The sequence below is a fragment of the Streptomyces sp. NPDC002853 genome (assembly GCF_053591915.1).
The window spans coordinates 1-19,966 of record NZ_JBSFUS010000028.1; the positions used below are offsets into that span (position 1 = coordinate 1).

The 19,966-nt window shown below is 69.1% G+C and carries 1 protein-coding gene; it reads left to right on the forward strand.

Features of this window, described 5'->3' with window-relative positions; translation table 11 throughout:
• Positions 1-19,966, forward strand: a 19,966-nt coding sequence (locus tag ACWD02_RS41915; RefSeq protein WP_451221936.1) for a non-ribosomal peptide synthase/polyketide synthase, incomplete at both ends; no start/stop codon positions are given.

Sequence of the window (19,966 nt, forward strand, 5' to 3'; positions counted from 1 at the left end):
GATCCGGTTGCGGTGGCGGTGGTTGCCGATGGCCGGCAGCTGACCTTCGGGGAGTTGGGTGCGGCGGCGAATCGGCTGGCGAACTGGCTTCGGGGGCAGGGTGTGGGTCGTGAGTCGGTGGTGGGGCTGCGGTTGCCTCGGGGTGCGGAGATGATCGTCGGGATTTTGGGGGTGTGGAAGGCCGGGGCGGCGTATCTGCCGGTCGATTCTGAGCTGCCGGTGGAGCGAGTGGAGTTCATGCTGGCCGATGCCGGGGTGGATGTGGTGGTCGGTGCGCAGGAGTTGGCGTGGTCGGTGGATGCTTCGGACGCGTTGCCTGGGGTGGCGGTGGAGTCGGCGGGGTTGGCGTATGTGATTTATACGTCGGGTTCGACGGGGGTGCCGAAGGGTGTGGCGGTGACGCATGGGTCGCTGGCCAATTACGTGTCGTCGGTGTCCGAGCGGCTTGGTTGGACGATGCCGGGGGCGAGGTATGCGCTGTTGCAGGCGCAGGTGACGGACCTGGGTAACACGGTGGTGTTCTCCAGCCTGGCCACGGGCGGTCAACTCCACGTGCTGGATGAGGAGTCGGTGACCGACCCGGATACGGTTGTCGGCTATCTGGCCGAGCAAAGCATTGATGCGTTCAAGGTGGTGCCTTCACATCTGCAGGCACTGACATCCATAGCCGGTATTGAGCCGCTGTTGCCCGGGCAGTCGGTGGTCCTCGGGGGCGAGGCGGCACCTGTCGGTTGGGTGCGGGAGTTGGTGGAGGCGGCTGCTGCCGGTGGTCGGCGGGTGTTCAACCACTACGGTCCGACCGAGACGACGGTCGGTGTCGCTACCGCCGAGCTGACGCGGGAGTTGGTGGCTGGTGGTGTGGTGCCGGTCGGTGCCCCGATCGCCAACACCCGCCTGTACGTCCTGGACGATGCGCTTGCTCCCGCCCCCACGGGTGTCGTCGGTGAGTTGTATGTCGCCGGTGCGGGGCTGGCGCGGGGTTATGTGGGTCGGCCGTCGCTGACGGGTGAGCGGTTCGTGGCCTGCCCCTTCGGCCCTGGTTCCGGTGAGCGGATGTATCGGACCGGGGACCTGGTGAAGTGGAGCCCGGAGGGACACCTCATCTTCCTTGGTCGGGTGGATGAGCAGGTGAAGGTCCGTGGGTTCCGTATCGAGCCCGGTGAGATCGAAACCACCCTGCGCTCCCACCCCGACCTCACGCAGGCCGTCGTGATCGCCCGCGAGGACAACCCCGGCGACAAGCGCCTGGTCGCCTACGTCGTGGCAGCGGACGGTGAAGAGCCTGAAAACCTGCGGGAGTTCGTGACGGAGAGGCTGCCGGAGTACATGGTTCCGGCGGCGGTTGTCTCGCTGCCGGAGCTGCCGCTGACCGCCAACGGCAAGCTCGACCGCAAGGGGCTGCCTGCTCCTGAGGAGTCGGGTGGTGGTGTCGGTCGGGCGCCGGCGAACGAGACCGAGGCTGCGCTTTGCGAGATCTTCGCGGAGGTGCTGGGTCTGGAGTCGGTCGGCGCCGATGACAGTTTCTTCGAACTCGGCGGGCACTCGCTGCTGGCGATCCGGTTGCTGTCGAGAATTCGTGGCCGGCTGGCCGCGGAAGTCAAGATCAGGACGCTGTTCGAGGACCCGACGCCTGCCGGCCTTGCTGCCGGGTTGGGGCGTGCGACGGGTACCGCCCTGGTGGAGGTGCCCGACAACCTGATCCCGGATGGTGCCGAGCAGATCACGCCCGAGATGTTGCCGCTGGTGGAGCTGGAGCAGACCGAGATCGACCGGGTGGTCGCAACGGTCGAGGGCGGGGCGGCGAACGTGGCGGATGTCTATCCGCTGGCGCCGCTGCAGGAAGGCATGTTCTTCCACCACCTCATGGCCGGTGACGGCGAGGACGTCTACCTCACCGTGCGGGTTGTTGAGTTCGATTCGCGGTCGCGGCTGGACGCGTTCGCGGACGCTCTGCAGCAGGTCGTCAACCGGCATGACATCTACCGCACCGGCATCGCCTGGGAGGGCCTGCGAGAGCCGCTGCAGGTGGTACGGCGGCACGTCGAGGTGCCGGTCATCGAGCACTCCCTGGAGCTCGACTCCACGGAGCCGGCAGGGATGGTGGAGTCTCTCGTCGCCCAGGCGGGTTCGGCGATGGACCTGGGTCGTGCCCCGCTGATGGACCTGCATCCGGCGGAGGTGGCCGAGGGCCGTTGGTTGGTCGTCGTGCGGATGCATCACCTGCTGCAGGACCACCTTGGTATGGACGTCTTGCTGGAAGAACTCCGGTCGGTGTTGTCCGGCGCGGCCGACCAGCTGGCGCCGGCGTTGCCGTTCCGGAATTTCGTGGCGCAGACGCGTGCGGTGCCGCGGGAGGAGCACGAGCGGTTCTTCGCCGAGTTGTTGGGTGACGTGACTGAGCCGACCGCCCCTTACGGGCTGCTCGAAGCGCGCGGCGACGGCAGCGGGATCGTTGAGGCGGGCATGCCGCTGCCCGTGGGTCTCACTGACGAGCTGCGGCGGGTGGCGCGCGAACTGGGTGTCAGCACCGCGACTGTCATGCATGTGGTGTGGGCCCGGGTGCTGGCGACGCTGTCGGGCCGGGATGACGTGGTGTTCGGGACCGTGCTCTTCGGCCGGATGAACGCGGGCGAGGGCGCCGACCGTGTCGTCGGTCCGTTCATGAACACCCTTCCCATGCGGGTGCGGACCGGCCAGGTCGGCGTGCGCGCCGCGGTCGAGCAGATGCGGGACCAGCTGACCGCCCTGATGGAGCACGAGCACGCTCCGCTGGCAGTGGCGCAGCAGGCCAGCGGCATCGCCGACCACACCCCCCTCTTCACATCCCTGTTCAACTACCGGCACATCTCACGGCCGGCTCCGTCCGCGACCGACGAACAGCTGGGCGAGCAGCGGCCGGTGAAGGGAATCCGCACCGTGTTCGGCGAGCAGCGGAGCAACTACCCGCTGGGGGTGTCGGTCAACGACCTTGGATCGGACGGCCTCGGTCTGAGCATGCAGACGGTCGACAGTCTGGATCCGCGGGCGTTGGGTCGGATGGTGTGCATTGCGACGGAGGGTGTGGTCGCTGCGCTCACCGAGGTCGTGAACGGCGGCTCGGATGTGGCGTTGGGTGCGGTGGATGTGCTGGGTGTGGATGAGCGTGAGTTGTTGGTGTCGGGGTGGAATGACACGGCCGTCGATGTGTCGGGTGTGTCGGGTGTGTCGGTGGTGGAGCTGTTTGGGCGGCGGGCGCGGGAGGTTCCAGGGGCGGTTGCGGTGGTGGTGGGTGAGGGGGAGTTGTCGTATGCCGAGTTGGATGTGCGGTCGAATCGGCTGGCGCATTTCTTGCGGGGTCAGGGTGTGGGTGCTGAGTCGGTGGTGGGTTTGTGTCTGCCGCGGGGTGGTGACTTGGTTGCGGGGATGTTGGGTGTGTTGAAGGCGGGGGCGGCGTTCTTGCCGTTGGATGCGGGTCTGCCGGTGGAGCGTGTGGCGCACATGCTGGCGGACAGCCGTGTGGGGTTGGTGCTGGGTGCGGGGGAGACGCTGGAGGATCTGCCGGCTGGGCGGGTGCGGATGGTGGCCCTCGATGATCCGATGACGGCGATGTTGGTGGATGCGTGCGCTGATGTGCCGCCGGATGTGGTCATTGATCCGGCTGGGCTGGCGTATGTGATCTATACGTCCGGCTCGACGGGCACACCAAAGGGCGTGGCAGTCACCCACGACGGGGTCGCCAATCTGGTGGCCGCGCAGGGTGAGCGGTTTGCCGTGGAGCGCGGTTCGCGGGTGCTGCAGTTCGCTTCGGTCGGTTTTGATGCGGCGGTTTCTGAGGTGTTGGTGACGTTGTGCGCGGGTGCGGGGCTGGTGATGGCGTCGGCGGATGAGTTGTTGCCGGGGGGCGGTCTGGTGGAGTTGGTGGCGCGTCACGGGGTGACGCATGCGACGTTGCCGCCGGCGGTGCTGGGTGCGTTGGACGACGTCGATCTCGACTCGGTGACCACGCTGGTGTCCGCGGGTGAGGCGTTGGATGCGGGGTTGGTGGCGCGGTGGGCCGCGGGCAGGCGGTTGATCAATGCGTATGGTCCGACGGAGATCACGGTGTGTGCGTCGATGTCGGTGCCCTTGGCTGCGGGCGATGAGCCCACGATCGGTGGTCCGATCGCCAACACCCGCCTGTACGTCTTGGACGCGGGGCTTCAGCCGGTGCCGGTTGGGGTGGCGGGCGAGTTGTACGTGGCCGGCGTGGGGGTGGCCCGTGGTTATGTGGGCCGTCCAGGGCTGACGGGTGAGCGGTTCGTGGCATGCCCCTTCGGGACGGGCTCCGGGGAGCGGATGTACCGCACCGGCGACATGGTGAAGTGGAGCCCGGACGGGCAACTGCTGTTCGCAGGTCGCGCGGATGAGCAGGTGAAGATCCGCGGGTTCCGCATCGAGCCGGGTGAGATCGAAGCCGCCTTGCTCACGCATGCGGACGTCAGGCAGGCCGTGGTGGTCGCCCGTGAGGACTCTCCGGGAGACAAGCGCCTGGTCGGCTATGTAGTGGCCGGTGGTGACGAGGAGCCTGAGGGGCTGCGGGAGTTGGTGGCCGCGCGGCTGCCGGAGTACATGGTCCCGGCCGCGTTCGTGACGCTTCCGGAGCTGCCGCTGACCGCCAACGGCAAGCTCGACCGCAAGGCACTGCCCGCCCCCGAGTACGTCGCCGGCACGGGGCGCGCCCCGGCCACCGTGCAGGAGGAGATCCTGTGTGCGGCGTTCGCCGAGGTCCTGGGTCTGGAATCGGTCGGCGTCGCTGACAGCTTCTTCGCTCTGGGCGGGCATTCGCTGTTGGCGGTGCGGTTGGTGTCGCGGATCCGGGTTGTGTTGGGGGTGGAGGTTGAGGTCCGCACGTTGTTCGAGGCGCCGACTGTGGCCGGGTTGGCGGGCCGGCTGGCGGAGGGTGCCGGACAGGCGCGTATGCCGCTGGGGGCCGCAGTGCGGCCGGAGCGAGTGCCGTTGTCGTTCGCGCAGCAGCGGCTGTGGTTCCTGGCGCAACTCGAAGGCCCCAGCGCCACCTACAACATTTCCACTCCGATCCGCATACAGGGCGTGGACGCCGCGGTGCTGGAACAGGCGCTACGGGATGTGATCGGGCGGCACGAGTCGCTGCGGACGGTCTTCCCGGCCACCGACGGCCAGCCCTACCAGCAGATCCTCGACCCGGACGAGCTGGACTGGCACGTCACGGTGACCGACGTAGAGCCCGATGCGCTGAGGGCCACCGCAGCGCAGGCTGCGAACTATGCGTTCGACCTGTCGGCGGAGCTGCCGATCCGGGCATGCCTGCTCCAGGCAGGGGCGGACGAGCAGGTGCTGGTGTTGGTTGTCCATCACATCGCCTTCGACGGCTGGTCTCGTGGTCCGCTCGCTCGGGATGTCTCCACGGCTTATGAGGCGCGGCTGCGGGGTGAGGCTCCGGTGTGGGAGCCATTGCCGGTGCAGTATGCGGATTACGCGGTGTGGCAGCGGGAGCTGCTGGGCGAGGAGTCGGACCCGGACAGTCTGCTGTCGCGGCAGGTGGAGTACTGGCGGCAGGCGCTGGCGGGTGCTCCGGAGGAGTTGGAGCTGCCGGTCGATCGGCAGCGTCCGGCGGTGGCAAGCCATCAGGGTCATCGGGTGCCGGTGCGGATACCGGTCGGGGTGCATCAGCGGATGGTGGAGCTGGCGCGGGCCGAGGGCGTGACGACGTTCATGGTGGCGCAGGCCGCGCTGGCCGTGACCCTGTCGCGGCTGGGTGCCGGCACCGACATCCCGATCGGATCGCCGATCGCGGGGCGTACCGACGAGGCCCTGGACGACCTCGTCGGACTGTTCATCAACACCCTGGTCATCCGCACCGACCTCTCCGGCGACCCGGACTTCCGGCAAATCCTGGCACGGGTGCGGGAGACGAGCCTGGCCGCGTTCGCACACCAGGACATGCCCTTCGAACGCCTGGTGGAAGAGCTGACACCCTCCCGCTCCCTGGCCCGCCACCCCCTCTTCCAGGTGCTGTTGACGTTGCGCAACCTGGAGTCCGCGACGCTGGATCTGCCCGAGGTCCGCTCGGAGCCGTTTCACGGGTCAGGGAGTGCCGCGCGTTTCGACATGGACGTGTCGCTGCACGAAGTCTTCGACGAACAGGGTCGGCCGGCGGGTGTCGGCGGCGGGATGACCGTGGCCGTGGACCTGTTTGAGGCGGAGACGGCTTCCAGGCTTGCGGACTGGTTTGTGGGTGTGGTGGATGCGGTCACTGCTGCTCCGGATGTTGCTTTGCATGCGGTGGACGTGCTCGATGCGGTCGAGCGGGATCTTGTGGTCGGGCAGTGGAACGAGACTGCTGTGGCCGTGCCTGGTGTGGGTTTGGTGGAGCGGTTCGAGGGGTGGGCGGCCAGGTGCCCGGACGCGGTCGCGGTGGTTTCGGGCGGCCGGGAGGTGTCGTATGGGGAGTTGAATCAGCGGGCGAACCGGTTGGCGTGGTGGTTGCTGGCGCGGGGGGCGGGGCCGGAGCGGTTTGTGGCGGTGGCCTTGCCTCGTTCGGTCGAGCTGCTGGTGGCGTTGTTGGCGGTGGCGAAGTCGGGTGCGGGGTATCTGCCGCTGGATATGGATTATCCGGCCGAGCGGCTGGAGTTCATGCTCGCGGAGTCCGCGCCGGTGACGGTGCTGTCGTCCGTGCAGCTGGCGCAGGGGGTGCCGGGTGCAGGCCCGGTGGCGCTCGTCGATGATGCGGACACGGCCGCTGAGATCGGGGCGTGTTCGGCGGCGAATGTGACGGATGCGGACCGCCGGGTGCCGGTGGCGGGCGGCCATCCGATGTATGTCATCTACACCTCTGGGTCGACGGGGCGGCCCAAGGGTGTGGTGGTCTCGCGTGCGGCGCTGGTGAATCTGCTGGTTGGGATGCAGCAGCAGCTGGGTCTGAGCCGTGAGGATCGGCTGCTGGCGCTGACGACGGTCGGGTTCGACATCGCTGGTCTGGAACTGTTCCTGCCACTCACCCACGGTGCGGCGGTGGTGATGGGCGCCAAGGAGCTGGTCTATGACCAGGATGCCTTCGGCCGCACGATCCAGGAGAGCGGGGCGAGTGTCGTTCAGGCCACGCCGACGTTGTGGCGGTCGGTGCTGGCCGGTGGTCGGGTGGATCTGGGCGGGGTGCGGGTGCTGGTGGGTGGCGAGGCGCTGCCCGCGGATCTCGCGGGCCGGCTGGCGCAGGCGGCGGCCGGGGTGGTGAACGTGTACGGGCCGACGGAGACCACGGTCTGGTCCACATCGGCTCGGGTGGAGCCGGGCCATGTCGGGGAGCCGTTGATCGGCGGGCCGATCGCCAATACCCGGCTGTATGTACTGGATGAGGGTTTGCGGCCGGTGCCGGTGGGGGTGGCGGGTGAGTTGTATATCGCTGGTGCCGGGGTGGCGCGTGGCTACTTGGGCCGTCCGGGGTTGACGGGTGAGCGGTTTGTGGCCTGCCCCTTCGGGTCGGGTTCCGGTGAGCGGATGTACCGGACCGGGGACCGGGTGCGGTGGACCCGGGAGGGACAGCTCGCCTTCCTGGGCCGGGCGGATGAGCAGGTGAAGGTCCGTGGGTTCCGTATCGAGCCCGGGGAGATCGAAGCGGCCCTGCTGACCGACCCGAACGTCACACAAGCCGCGGTGGTCGTACGCGAGGACAACCCGGGTGACAAGCGGTTGGTGGCCTACCTCGTGCCGGCCGACGCCGAGGATCTCGACTTCGATGATCTGCGTGCGTTCGTGGCCAGCCGGTTGCCGGAGTACATGGTCCCGGCCGCGTTCGTGACGCTGCCGGAGTTGCCGCTGACGGCCAACGGCAAACTCGACCGCAAGGCCCTCCCGGCACCCGAGTACACCGCAGGCGACGGCCGCGGACCGGCGACGGTGCGCGAGGAGATCCTGTGTGTGGCTTTCGCCGAGGTCCTGGGCGTGGAATCGATCGGGGTCGACGACGACTTCTTCGCACGAGGCGGCCACTCGCTGCTGGCGATCTCGCTGGTCGAACGACTGCGAGGGCGAGGCGTAGCCGTGTCGGTACGTGCCCTGTTCGAGTCGCCGACGCCCGCGGGCCTGGCGCGGACGGCTGATGTCGGGACGCTCGAGGTGCCGGAGAACCTGATCCCCGCAGACGCCGAGCAGATCACACCGGAGATGCTGCCCCTGGTGGAGCTGTCGCAGACCGACATCGACCGGGTCGTCGCGACGGTCGACGGCGGGGTGGCGAATGTGGCGGACATCTATCCGCTGGCACCGCTGCAGGAAGGGATGTTCTTCCACCACCTGATGGCCGGTGATGGGGAGGACGTCTATCTCACCGCGCGCGTCGTGGAGTTCGACTCGCGCTCCCGGCTGGATGAGTTCGTGCAGGCGTTGCAGCAGGTGGTCGACCGGCACGACATCTACCGCACGGGTGTGGTGTGGGAAGGGCTGCGCGAGCCCGTTCAGGTGGTGTGGCGGCGGGCCGAACTCCCGGTCGTAGAGCACACCCTGGAGGCCGTGGGCACGGAACCGACCGCCTCGGCCGAGAACCTGATGGCACGAGCCGGGTCGGTAATGGACCTGGGCCGTGCGCCGCTTATGGACCTGCACGCGGCCCAGGCACCCGAGGGGCGCTGGCTGGCCGTTGTCCGCATGCACCACATGGTGCAGGACCACCTGGGCATGGACATGCTCCTGGGCGAGCTGCGGGCGGTGTTGTCCGGCGAGGCCGTGGACATGGCGCCGGCGTTGCCGTTCCGGAACTTCGTGGCGCAGACGCGTGCGGTGCCGCGGGAGGAGCACGAGCGGTTCTTCGCCGACCTCCTGAGCGACGTGACCGAGCCGACCGCCCCCTACGGGCTGCTCGGTGTCCAGGGCGACGGCGCCGATGTCGCAGCTGAGCGGGTGCCTCTGCCCGGCGAGCAGGTCGCGGCCCTGCGGAGGGTGGCGCGGGAGCTGGGTGTCAGCCCGGCGACCGTTCTGCACGTGGCGTGGGCCCGGGTGCTGGCCACCCTCGCGGGCCGGGATGATGTGGTGTTCGGCACCGTGTTGTTCGGCCGGATGAACGCGGGTGCCGGTGCCGACCGGGTGCTCGGCCCGTTCATGAACACGTTGCCGGTGCGGATACGAACCGCTGGTGTCGGGGTGCGTGCGGCCGTTGAGGGGATGCGGGACCAGCTGGCGGCGCTGCTGGAGCATGAGCATGCGCCGCTGGCGATGGCCCAGCGGGCGAGCGCCGTCGTCGGCGACATGCCCGTGTTCACCTCGCTGTTCAACTACCGGCACGGTGTCCAGAAAGCCGATGCGTCCGGGGATCGACAGGTCGAGGGCGTGAAGCATCTCTCTCGACGGGAGCGGACCAACTATCCGCTCACCGTGGCAGTCAATGATCTCGGTCCGGAGAAGCTCAGCCTGAGCGTTGAGGCCGTGCAGCCGATCGACGCGGCTGCAGTCGGCCACCTGATGCGTACAGCGGTGGAAAGCGTGCTCAATGCACTGGACGCCGTGCTGGGCGGAAGTCCCGACCCGCGGCTGGACGCGCTGAACATTCTTGAGCCGCAAGAGCGTGACGTGGTGGTGCGGCAGTGGAATGACACGGCCGTCGATGTGGTGGATGTGTCGGTGCCGGCGTCCTTCGAGCGGTGGGCGTCCGAGTCTCCGGATTCGGCGGCGGTGGTGTTTGAGGGTGTGGAGCTGACGTACGGCGCGTTGGATGTGGCGGCGAGTCGGCTGGCGAGTTGGCTTCGTGGTCGGGGTGTGGGTCGTGAGTCGGTGGTGGGGCTGCGGTTGCCGCGTGGTCCGGAGATGGTCGTGGGGATTCTCGGGGTGTGGAAGGCGGGCGCGGCGTATCTGCCGATCGATTCTGCGCTTCCGGCGGAGCGGGTGGAGGTCATGCTCGTCGACGCCGGGGTGGAACTCACGGTTGGCGTAGAGGAGTTGGAGGCATCTGCCGATGCGTCGGAGATGGCATCGGATGTGGCTGTCGATCCAGCCTCGCTGGCGTATGTGATCTTCACGTCGGGGTCGACTGGGACGCCGAAGGGTGTGGGGGTTTCGCACGGTTCGGTGGCGAATTTGGTGTCGGTGTTTGGTCCGGTGATGGGTGCGGGTCCGGGTGTGGGGGTGTTGCAGTTCGCGTCGTTCAGTTTCGACGCCTCTGTGCTGGACGTGGCGGTGGCTCTCGCTTCGGGTGCCACGTTATGGATCGCGAGTGAGGAGCAGCGTCGGGAGCCGCGGCGGTTGCGGGAGTTGGAGGGGGTGGGGGCGGCGAGTGTGGTGCCGTCGCTGCTGGAGGTGCTGGATCCGGACGATCTGGCGCGGGTCGGGCCCATGGTGGTGGGGTCCGAGGCGGTCAGTGAGGCGGTGGCGCGCACCTGGTCGCCGGGGCGGGACCTGGTGCATGCCTACGGTCCGACCGAGGCGACGGTCATCACGGCGATCGGGACGGTCGATGCCGGCCGTTCGGGTGTGGTGCCCTTCGGCCGGCCCATCGCCAACACCCGCATGTTCGTGCTCGACCCGGCGCTGCAGCCGGTGCCGATCGGGGTCACGGGCGAGTTGTATGTTGCGGGTTCCGCGTTGGCGCGTGGCTATGTGGGCCGTCCAGGACTGACGGGCGAGCGGTTCGTGGCCTGCCCCTTCGGCCCGGGGGCCGGGCAGCGGATGTACCGGACCGGGGACCTGGTCAAGTGGAGCCCGGACGGACAGTTGGTGTTCGCCGGCCGTGCGGATGAGCAGGTGAAGATCCGCGGGTTCCGTGTCGAGCCGGGAGACATCGAAGCCGCCCTGCTGACCGACCCGAACGTCACACAGGCCGCGGTGATCGCCCGCGAGGACAGCCCCGGTCACCGACAGTTGGTGGCTTACGTGGTGCCCAACGGCCACGAGCCGGAAGGTCTACGGGAACTGGTCGCCTCCCGACTGCCGGACTACATGGTGCCCGCCGCCTTCGTGACGCTGCCGGAGCTGCCGCTGACGACCAACGGCAAGCTCGACCGCAAGGCCCTCCCGGCGCCGGAGTTCGCCACTGGGGCAGGCCGTGCGCCGGCCACCGTCCAGGAAGAGATACTCTGCGCCGCCTTCGCCGACGTCCTCGGCGTGGATGCGGTCGGAGTCGACGACAACTTCTTCCTGCTCGGCGGACACTCCCTGATTGCCGTCCGGCTGATCTCGAGGGTGCGTGCGTTGCTGGGAGTGGAGGTCGGGGTCCGGGCGTTGTTCGAGAAGCCCTCGCCCGCGGGCCTGGCGGCGCAGCTGGCCGACGGCGCGGGGCAGGTGCGTACGCCGTTGCGAGCAGACGTGCGGCCGGAGCAGGTCCCGCTGTCGTTCGCACAACGGCGACTGTGGTTCATCGACCAACTCCAGGGGCCGAACGCGACGTACAACATCACCGTGCCGCACGCGCTGAACGGAGACGTGGACGCCGCTGCGCTCGAGCTGGCGTTCCGTGACGTGATCGCGCGGCACGAGTCGCTGCGCACGGTGTTCCCCGCCGTGGACGGAGAGCCCTACCAGCGGATCGTGGATCCGAGCGATGTCAGCTGGGAACTGGAGGTGTCCCAGGGCGCGCCCGGCGGTGTGGCGGACGTCGTGGCGCGGGCTTCGAAGTACACGTTCGACCTCGCCGGTGAACTGCCCATCAAGGCATGGCTGGTCCGGGACGGTTCGGACAGGCAGCTGCTCCATGTCGTCATGCACCACATTGCCTCCGACGGCTGGTCGATGGGGCCGCTGAGGCGGGATCTGTCGACGGCGTATGAGGCGCGGTTGCGGGGTGAGGCTCCGACATGGGAGCCGTTGCCCGTGCAGTACGCCGACTACGCCTTGTGGCAGCGGGAGCTGCTGGGCGAGGAGTCGGATCCGGAGAGCCTGCTGTCGCAGCAGGTGGAGTACTGGCGGCGGACGCTCGCGGGTGCTCCGGAGGAGCTGGTGCTGCCGACGGACCGGCAGCGTCCCGCGGTGGCGAGCCACACCGGTCATCGGGTGCCGATGCGCATCTCCGCTGAGGTGCACGAGCAGCTGGTGAAGCTGGCGCGGTCCGAGGGCGTGACGACGTTCATGGTCATGCAGGCCGCGCTGTGCGTGATGCTGTCCCGCCTGGGGGCCGGTACCGACATCCCGATCGGCTCGGCTGTGGCCGGCCGTACCGATGAGGCGCTGGACGACCTCGTCGGGTTCTTCGTCAACACGTTGGTCATCCGTACCGACCTCACTGGAGACCCGGAGTTCCGGCAGGTTCTGGCGCGGGTGCGGGAGGCCGGTCTGGACGCCCTGGCCCATCAGGACGTGCCTTTCGAGCGGTTGGTGGAGGAGCTGGCGCCGTCGCGCTCGATGGCGCGGCACCCGCTGTTCCAGGTGACGCTGGACGTACAGAACGCTGAACGTGCGGCCGCCGAGTCGACCGGGACCACCCGGGCCGATTCCGGAGCAACGGTGGTCGGTGGCGCAGCCGTGGTGACGGCGAAGCTCGACCTGGAGGTGATGCTGTCCGAGGTGCTCGACGACGAGGGGCGCCCGGCCGGTCTCCGTGGCGCGCTCACCGCGTCGGCGGACTTGTTCGAGGCGGAGACAGCCGAGCGGATGGCGAACTGGCTCGTCCGGGTGCTCGAGTCGGTGATCGCGGCCCCCGAGCTGCGGCTGCGTCAGGTGGACGTGCTCGGGGCGGATGAGCGGGACGTGCTGCTTCGGGAGTGGAACGACTCGGCGCTCGCGGTTGCGGGTTCTTCGATTGTGGAGTTGTTCGGGCAGTGGGTGGCAGCCGCCCCGGATGCGGTGGCGGTGGTCGGGAACGGCGAGGAGCTGTCGTACGCCGAGCTGGACGCCGCGGCCAACCGGCTGGCGAACCACCTGCGCAGCCGGGGCGTGGGACCGGAGTCAGTCGTGGGCGTCCGGCTCCCGCGAGCCCCCGAGATGATCGTCGGGATCATGGGCGTGTGGAAGGCGGGCGCGGCGTACCTGCCGGTCGACGCTGCGCTGCCCCCCGAGCGTCTGGAGTTCATGTTCGCCGACGCGGGGGTGGACCTCGTCGTCGGCCCGGAGGACTTGGGTCGATCGTCGGAGGCCGCTGGCACCGCGCCGGGGGTGTCCATCGCCCCGGCGGGGCTCGCGTATGTCATCTATACGTCCGGCTCGACAGGCACACCGAAGGGCGTGGCGGTCTCGCACAGCGGCGCGGCGAACCTCGTGGCGGCGCAGCGCGAGCGGATGGCGGTGGGACTGGGGTCGCGGGTGCTGCAGTTCGTCTCGACCGGCTTCGATGTCGCCGTGTGTGATGTGCTGATGGCGCTGGGCACGGGAGCGACCCTGGTGACGGCTCCGGCGGACGAACTGCTGCCGGGCGGAGGGCTCGCGGAGGTCGTGGCGCGCCACGGGGTGACGGACGTGGCTCTGCCGGCCGCGGCGCTCGGTGCGCTTGCTGCGGAGGATCTGGCGTCCGTGCGGACGCTGGTGGTGGGTGGCGAGGCGCTGGACCCGAGCTTGGTCAGGCAGTGGGCTCCGGGCCGCCGGATGATCAATGCGTACGGGCCGACGGAGATCACGGTGTGTGCGTCGATGTCGGCCCCGCTCGCGACCGACGACGAGCCGCCGATCGGCACGCCACTCGCCAACACCCGCCTGTACGTGCTGGACGAAACCCTCCGACCCGTACCGGTGGGCGTCACCGGCGAGTTGTATGTGGCCGGTCCAGGCGTGGCGCGTGGCTACGTGGGTCGTCCGTCGCTGACGGGTGAGCGGTTCGTGGCCTGCCCGTTCGGTTCCGGTGGTGAGCGGATGTACCGGACCGGGGACATGGTGAAGTGGAGCCCGGACGGGCAGTTGTACTTCGCCGGGCGCGCGGATGAGCAGGTCAAGATCCGCGGTTTCCGCATCGAGCCGGGCGAGATCGAGGCGGCGCTGCTCACCCATTCCGATGTCCGGCAGGCCGCGGTGATCGCCCGCCAGTACACGCCGGGCGACAGGCGGCTCGTCGCGTACGTCGTCGGGGAAACGGCCGGTCTCGACACCGAGGCCCTGCAGGCATTCGTCGGCGCGCGGTTGCCGGAGTACATGGTGCCGGCCGCGGTGGTGGAGTTGGCGGAGTTCCCGTTGACGGTGAACGGCAAGCTCGATCGCAAGGCGCTCCCCGCACCGGCGTACGCCACTGGCGCAGGCCGGGGTCCGGCGACGCCGGAGGAAGAGATTCTGTGCGCGGTGTTCGCCGGGGTGCTGGGTGTGGAGTCGGTCGGGGTGGACGACAGCTTCTTCGCCCTGGGTGGGCATTCGCTGCTCGCGGTCCGGCTGGCGGCACGAATCCGCTCCGTCCTCGGAGTGGAGCTGTCGTTGCGGTCGCTGTTCGAGGCCCCGACGGTAGCGGAGGTGGCCGCGCGCCTCGCCGGTCCGGAGGCGGACCGGGCCCGGCTGCCGTTGCGGGCGGGGGTACGTCCGGAGCGGTTGCCGTTGTCGTTCGCGCAGCGGCGGCTGTGGTTCCTGGCTCAACTCGAGGGTCCCAGTCCCACGTACAACATCCCCACACCGATCCGCGTGAGCGGTGTGGACGTCGACGCGTTGGGTGCGGCACTGCGGGACGTGATCACGCGGCACGAGTCGCTGCGGACGGTGTTCCCTGCCGTGGACGGCGAGCCCTACCAGCAGGTCCTCGACCCGGACGAACTCGAATGGGCTCTTGAAGTCACCCAGGTGGAACCCGACGAGCTGGGCGAAGCCGTCAGCCGGGCGTCGCGGTACGCGTTCGACCTGTCGGCGGAGTTGCCGATTCGGGTGTGGCTGTTCCAGAAGGGCCAGAACGGCCAGAACGGCCAGGACGGTGCGGGCGAGCAGGTGCTGTTGGTGTTGCTGCACCACATTGCGGGCGACGGCTGGTCGATGGGGCCGCTGAGCAGGGATCTGTCGGCGGCGTACGCGGCGCGCCTGCGTGGTGAGGCCCCGGTGTTCGAGCCGCTGCCGGTGCAGTACGCGGATTACGCGGTGTGGCAGCGGGAGTTGCTGGGCGATGAGTCGGATCCGGAAAGCCTGCTGTCGCGGCAGGTGGAGTACTGGCGGCGGACGCTCGCCGGCGCGCCGGAGGAACTGACGCTGCCGACCGACCACCCGCGACCGGCTGTCGCAAGCCATGTCGGATACCGGGCGCCGGTGCGCATTCCCACCGAGGCACACCAGCGGCTGGTGGACCTCGCCCGTGCCGAGGGCGTGACGACATTCATGGTGCTGCAGGCGGCGTTGGCGGTGACGGTGTCGCGGCTCGGGGCCGGTACCGACATTCCGATCGGGTCGCCGATCGCGGGTCGTACCGACGATGCGATGAACGATCTGGTCGGGATCTTCCTCAACACGCTGGTCATACGCACCGACCTGTCGGGTGATCCGGAGTTCCGGCAGGTGTTGGCCCGGGTGCGGGAGGCGAGTCTGGGCGCGTTCGCGCACCAGGACGTGCCGTTCGAGCGCCTGGTGGAGGAGCTGGCGCCGTCCCGGTCGATGGCGCGCCATCCTCTGGCGCAGGTCGTGCTGACCATGCAGACCAGCGGCAACGCGTCCCTGGACATGCCCGGCGTCCGCGCCGGCGGCGGCACAGGTCTGGATTCGGCCGACATGGCCACGTTGGTGAAGTTCGACCTGTGGGTGTCCCTGGGAGAGGTGTTTGACACCGAGGGCAGGCCGGCGGGTCTGCGGGGGGCGGTGACGGTCGCGGCCGACCTGTTCGACGAGCCGACAGCCGGGCGGATGGCCGACTGGCTCGTGCAGGTGCTCACTACGGTGACCGAGGTTCCCGAGGTGCGGCTGTCTGCGGTGGATGTGCTCGGTGCCGGGGAGCGGGATCGGGTGTTGGTGGAGTGGAACGACACCACGTCGGATGTGGCCGGCTCTTCGGTGGTGGAGTTGTTCGAGCGGCAGGTGGCGGCTGTCCCGGGTGGGGTTGCGGTGGTTGCCGATGGGGAGCAGTTGACGTACGGGGAGTTGGGTGCGGCTGCTGATCGGCTGGCGTGCTATTTGCGTGATGTGGGTGTGGGGCGTGAGTCGGTGGTGGGGTTGTGTCTGCCGCGGGGTGTGGAGATGGTGACGGCGATCTTGGCGGTGTGGAAGGCGGGCGCCGGGTACCTGCCGATCGACGGCGGGTTGCCGACGGAGCGGGTGGCGTATCTGCTGGGTGACAGTCGTGTTCAGGTGGTGCTGGGTACGCGGGATGCGCTGGATGATCTGCCGGCGGGTCGGGTGCGGATGATCGCTGTGGACGACCCGACGACGACCGCCCTGCTGGAGGGTTACGCGGGTACGGCTGTGGGGCTGGACGTTGATCCGGCGGGGTTGGCGTATGTGATTTATACGTCGGGTTCGACGGGGGTGCCGAAGGGTGTGGCGGTGACGCATGGGTCGCTGGCCAACTATGTGTCGTCGGCGTCGTCGCGGTTGGGTTGGGTGGTTGCGGGGGCGAGGTATGCGCTGTTGCAGGCGCAGGTGACGGATCTGGGTAACACGGTGGTGTTCTCCAGTTTGGCCACGGGTGGTCAACTCCACGTGCTGGATGAGGAGTCGGTGACCGATCCGGATGCGGTGGCGGAGTATGTGGCCGGGCAGGGTATTGATGCGTTCAAGGTGGTGCCGTCGCATCTGCAGGCGTTGACGTCTGCGGCGGGTATCGAGCCGCTGCTTCCTGCTGGTTCCCTCGTCCTGGGCGGCGAGGCGGCATCGGTCGGTTGGGTGCGGGAACTGCTGGCTGCTGCCGGGGGTCGGCGGGTGTTCAACCACTATGGTCCGACGGAGACGACGATTGGTGTCGCTACCGCCGAGCTGACCGGGGAGTTGGTGGCTGGTGGGGTGGTGCCGGTCGGTGCCCCGATCGCCAACACCCGCCTGTTCGTGCTGGATGACACCCTCCAGCCGGTGCCGGTCGGGGTGACCGGTGAGTTGTATGTCGCCGGTGCGGGGCTGGCCCGCGGGTATGTGGGGCGTCCGTCGCTGACCGGTGAGCGGTTCGTGGCCTGCCCGTTCGGCCCGGGAGCCGGTGAGCGGATGTATCGGACCGGGGACCTGGTGAAGTGGAGCCCGGACGGGCAGCTCGTCTTCGCCGGGCGTGCGGATGAGCAGGTGAAGGTACGCGGGTTCCGTATCGAGCCGGGCGAGATCCAAGCCACCCTGCTGTCCCACCCGGACGTGACCCAAGCCGTGGTGATCGCCCGCGAGGACACCCCCGGCGAGAAGCGCCTGATCGCCTACGTCGTGCCGACCGATGGTGAAGAGGTGCGGGGCTTGCGGGAGTTCGTGGCGGGGAGGCTGCCGGAGTACATGGTCCCGGCTGCCGTCGTCTCGCTGCCGGAACTTCCGCTGACGGCCAATGGCAAGCTCGACCGCAAGGCACTGCCCGCCCCCGAGTACGTCGCCGGCACGGGGCGCGCCCCGGCCACACCGGTGGAAGTGGCGCTGTGTGCGGCGTTCGCCGAGGTCCTGGGTCTGGAGTCCGTCGGCGTCGACGACAACTTCTTCGATCTGGGCGGCCATTCGCTGTTGGCGGTGCGTTTGGTGTCGCGGATCCGAGTCGTGTTGGGGGTGGAGGTCGAGGTCCGGTCGTTGTTCGAGGCCCCGACGGTCGCCGCGTTGGCGGTTCAGCTGGCAGAGGTTGCCGGGCAGGCTCGGACGCCGTTGCGGGCCGCGGTGCGGCCGGAGCAGGTGCCGTTGTCGTTCGCGCAGCGGCGACTGTGGTTCCTGGCCCAACTAGAGGGCCCCAGCGCCACCTACAACATCCCCACTCCGATCCGCATGCGTGATGTGGACGTCGACGCGCTGGGTGCGGCGTTGCGGGATGTGATCGGGCGGCACGAATCGCTGCGGACGGTCTTCCCGGCCATCGACGGCGAGCCGTACCAGCACATCCTCGACCCGCAGGACCTGGACTGGGCCCTTCAGGTCTCCCAGGTGGAGCCGGAGGAGCTGGCCGGGGCGGTGGCCCAGGCGTCGCGGTATGCCTTCGACCTGTCGAGTGAGCTGCCGATCAAGGGATGGCTGTTCCAGGTCGACCAGGACGAGCAGGACGAGCAGGTCGACCAGGACGAGGAGCTGGGCCAGAACGAGCAGGTGCTGGTGGTGGTCATGCACCACATCGCCTCCGACGGCTGGTCCCGCGGCCCCCTGGCCAAGGACGTCACCACCGCCTACGAGGCACGGCTGGGCGGTGAGGCTCCGGAGTTCGAGGCATTGCCGGTGCAGTACGCCGACTACACGCTCTGGCAGCAGCAGTTGCTGGGAGAAGAGGACGACCCCGAGAGCCTGCTGTCCCGGCAGGTCGACTACTGGCGTCGGGCGCTCGCCGGAGCCCCGGAGGAGCTGGCGCTGCCGATCGACCGGCAGCGACCGGCAGTCGCCAGCCACCGCGGGCACGCTACGGGGTTCCGCGTGTCGGCCGAGGTGCACGCGCAGTTGGCGGAGTTGGCCCGTTCCGAGAACGTGACGGCGTTCATGGTGATGCAGGCCGCGCTGGCGGTGACGCTGTCGCGGCTGGGTGCCGGCAGCGACATCCCCATCGGATCGCCGATCGCGGGACGCAACGACGAGGCGCTGGACGACCTCGTCGGGTTCTTCCTCAACACGCTGGTCATCCGTACGGATCTCTCCGGTGATCCGGAGTTCCGGCAGGTGCTGGCACGGGTGCGAGACGCGAGTCTGGGGGCGTTCGCGCACCAGGACGTGCCGTTCGAGCGGCTGGTGGAGGAGCTGGCACCCGAGCGTTCCATGGCGCGCCATCCGCTGTTCCAGGTCGGGTTGACCGTGCAGAACACGGAGCGCGCCACGGTGGACCTGCCGACGGCCGGAGCCGGTGGCGGTGGTGGCGGCGGTGCGGACGGCGCCCCTTCCGGCATCGGCCCGATGCCGCAGCCCGCCAAGTTCGACGTCGACGTGGTCATGGCCGAGCAGTTCGACGGCGAGGGCAGGCCGGCGGGCTGGCGTGGCGTGGTGACAACTGCGGCGGACCTGTTCGACGCCTCCTCTGCCGCCAGGCTGGCCGGCTGGTTCGTTCGCGTGCTCGGGCAGGTGAGCTCGGCGCCCCACCTCCGGTTGGGCACGGTCGATTTTCTCTCGGCAGACGATCACGACATGCTGGTCAGTGGATGGAATGACACCGTCACCCCTGTGGAGGGCGAGTCGGTCCTGGAGCTGTTCGGCCGGCAGGTGGATGCCGTGCCGGAGACGGTCGCTGTGACGGCCGACGGCGTCGACCTCTCGTACCGGTCGCTTGACGCGGCGGCCAATCGCCTGGCGCACCACCTACGTGACCTGGGTGTGGGGCGTGAGTCGCTGGTCGGCCTGTGCCTGCCGCAGGGGGCTGGGCTGGTGACGGCGATGCTGGCCGTGCTGAAGGCGGGTGCGGCCTATCTGCCTGTCGATGCCGCGCTGCCGACCGAGCGCGCGGAGTTCATGCTCGCGGACAGTCGTGTGGAGTACGTCCTCGGAACCCAGGACGCCCTGGCTGATCTGCCCGTCGAGCGGGAGCGACTGGTCACCGTCGACGACTCGGCGACGACCGCGAGGCTGGCCGCCCTCCCCACGGTCGCGCCAGACGTGGTCATCGATCCGGCAGGATTGGCCTACGTCATCTACACGTCCGGCTCGACGGGCACTCCGAAGGGCGTGGCAGTCAGCCACGACGGGCTCGCCAATCTGGTGGCCGCGCAGGGTGAGCGGTTCGCGGTGGAGCGCGGTTCGCGGGTGTTGCAGTTCGCTTCGGTCGGGTTCGATGCGGCGGTGTCGGAAGTGTTCGTGACGCTGTGTGCGGGCGCGACGCTGGTCATGGCTGCGGCCGGGGAACCGGTGCCGGGCAGCGGCGTTCTCGACCCGGGCGTGTATCGCGACGTGACGCACGCGACGCTGCCGCCGGCAGTCTTGAGGACGCTCGACGATGCCGATCTGGCCTCGGTGACCACGCTGGTGTCTGCGGGTGAGGCGCTGGATGCGGAGTTGGTGGCGCGGTGGGCCGCGGGCAGGCGGTTGATCAACG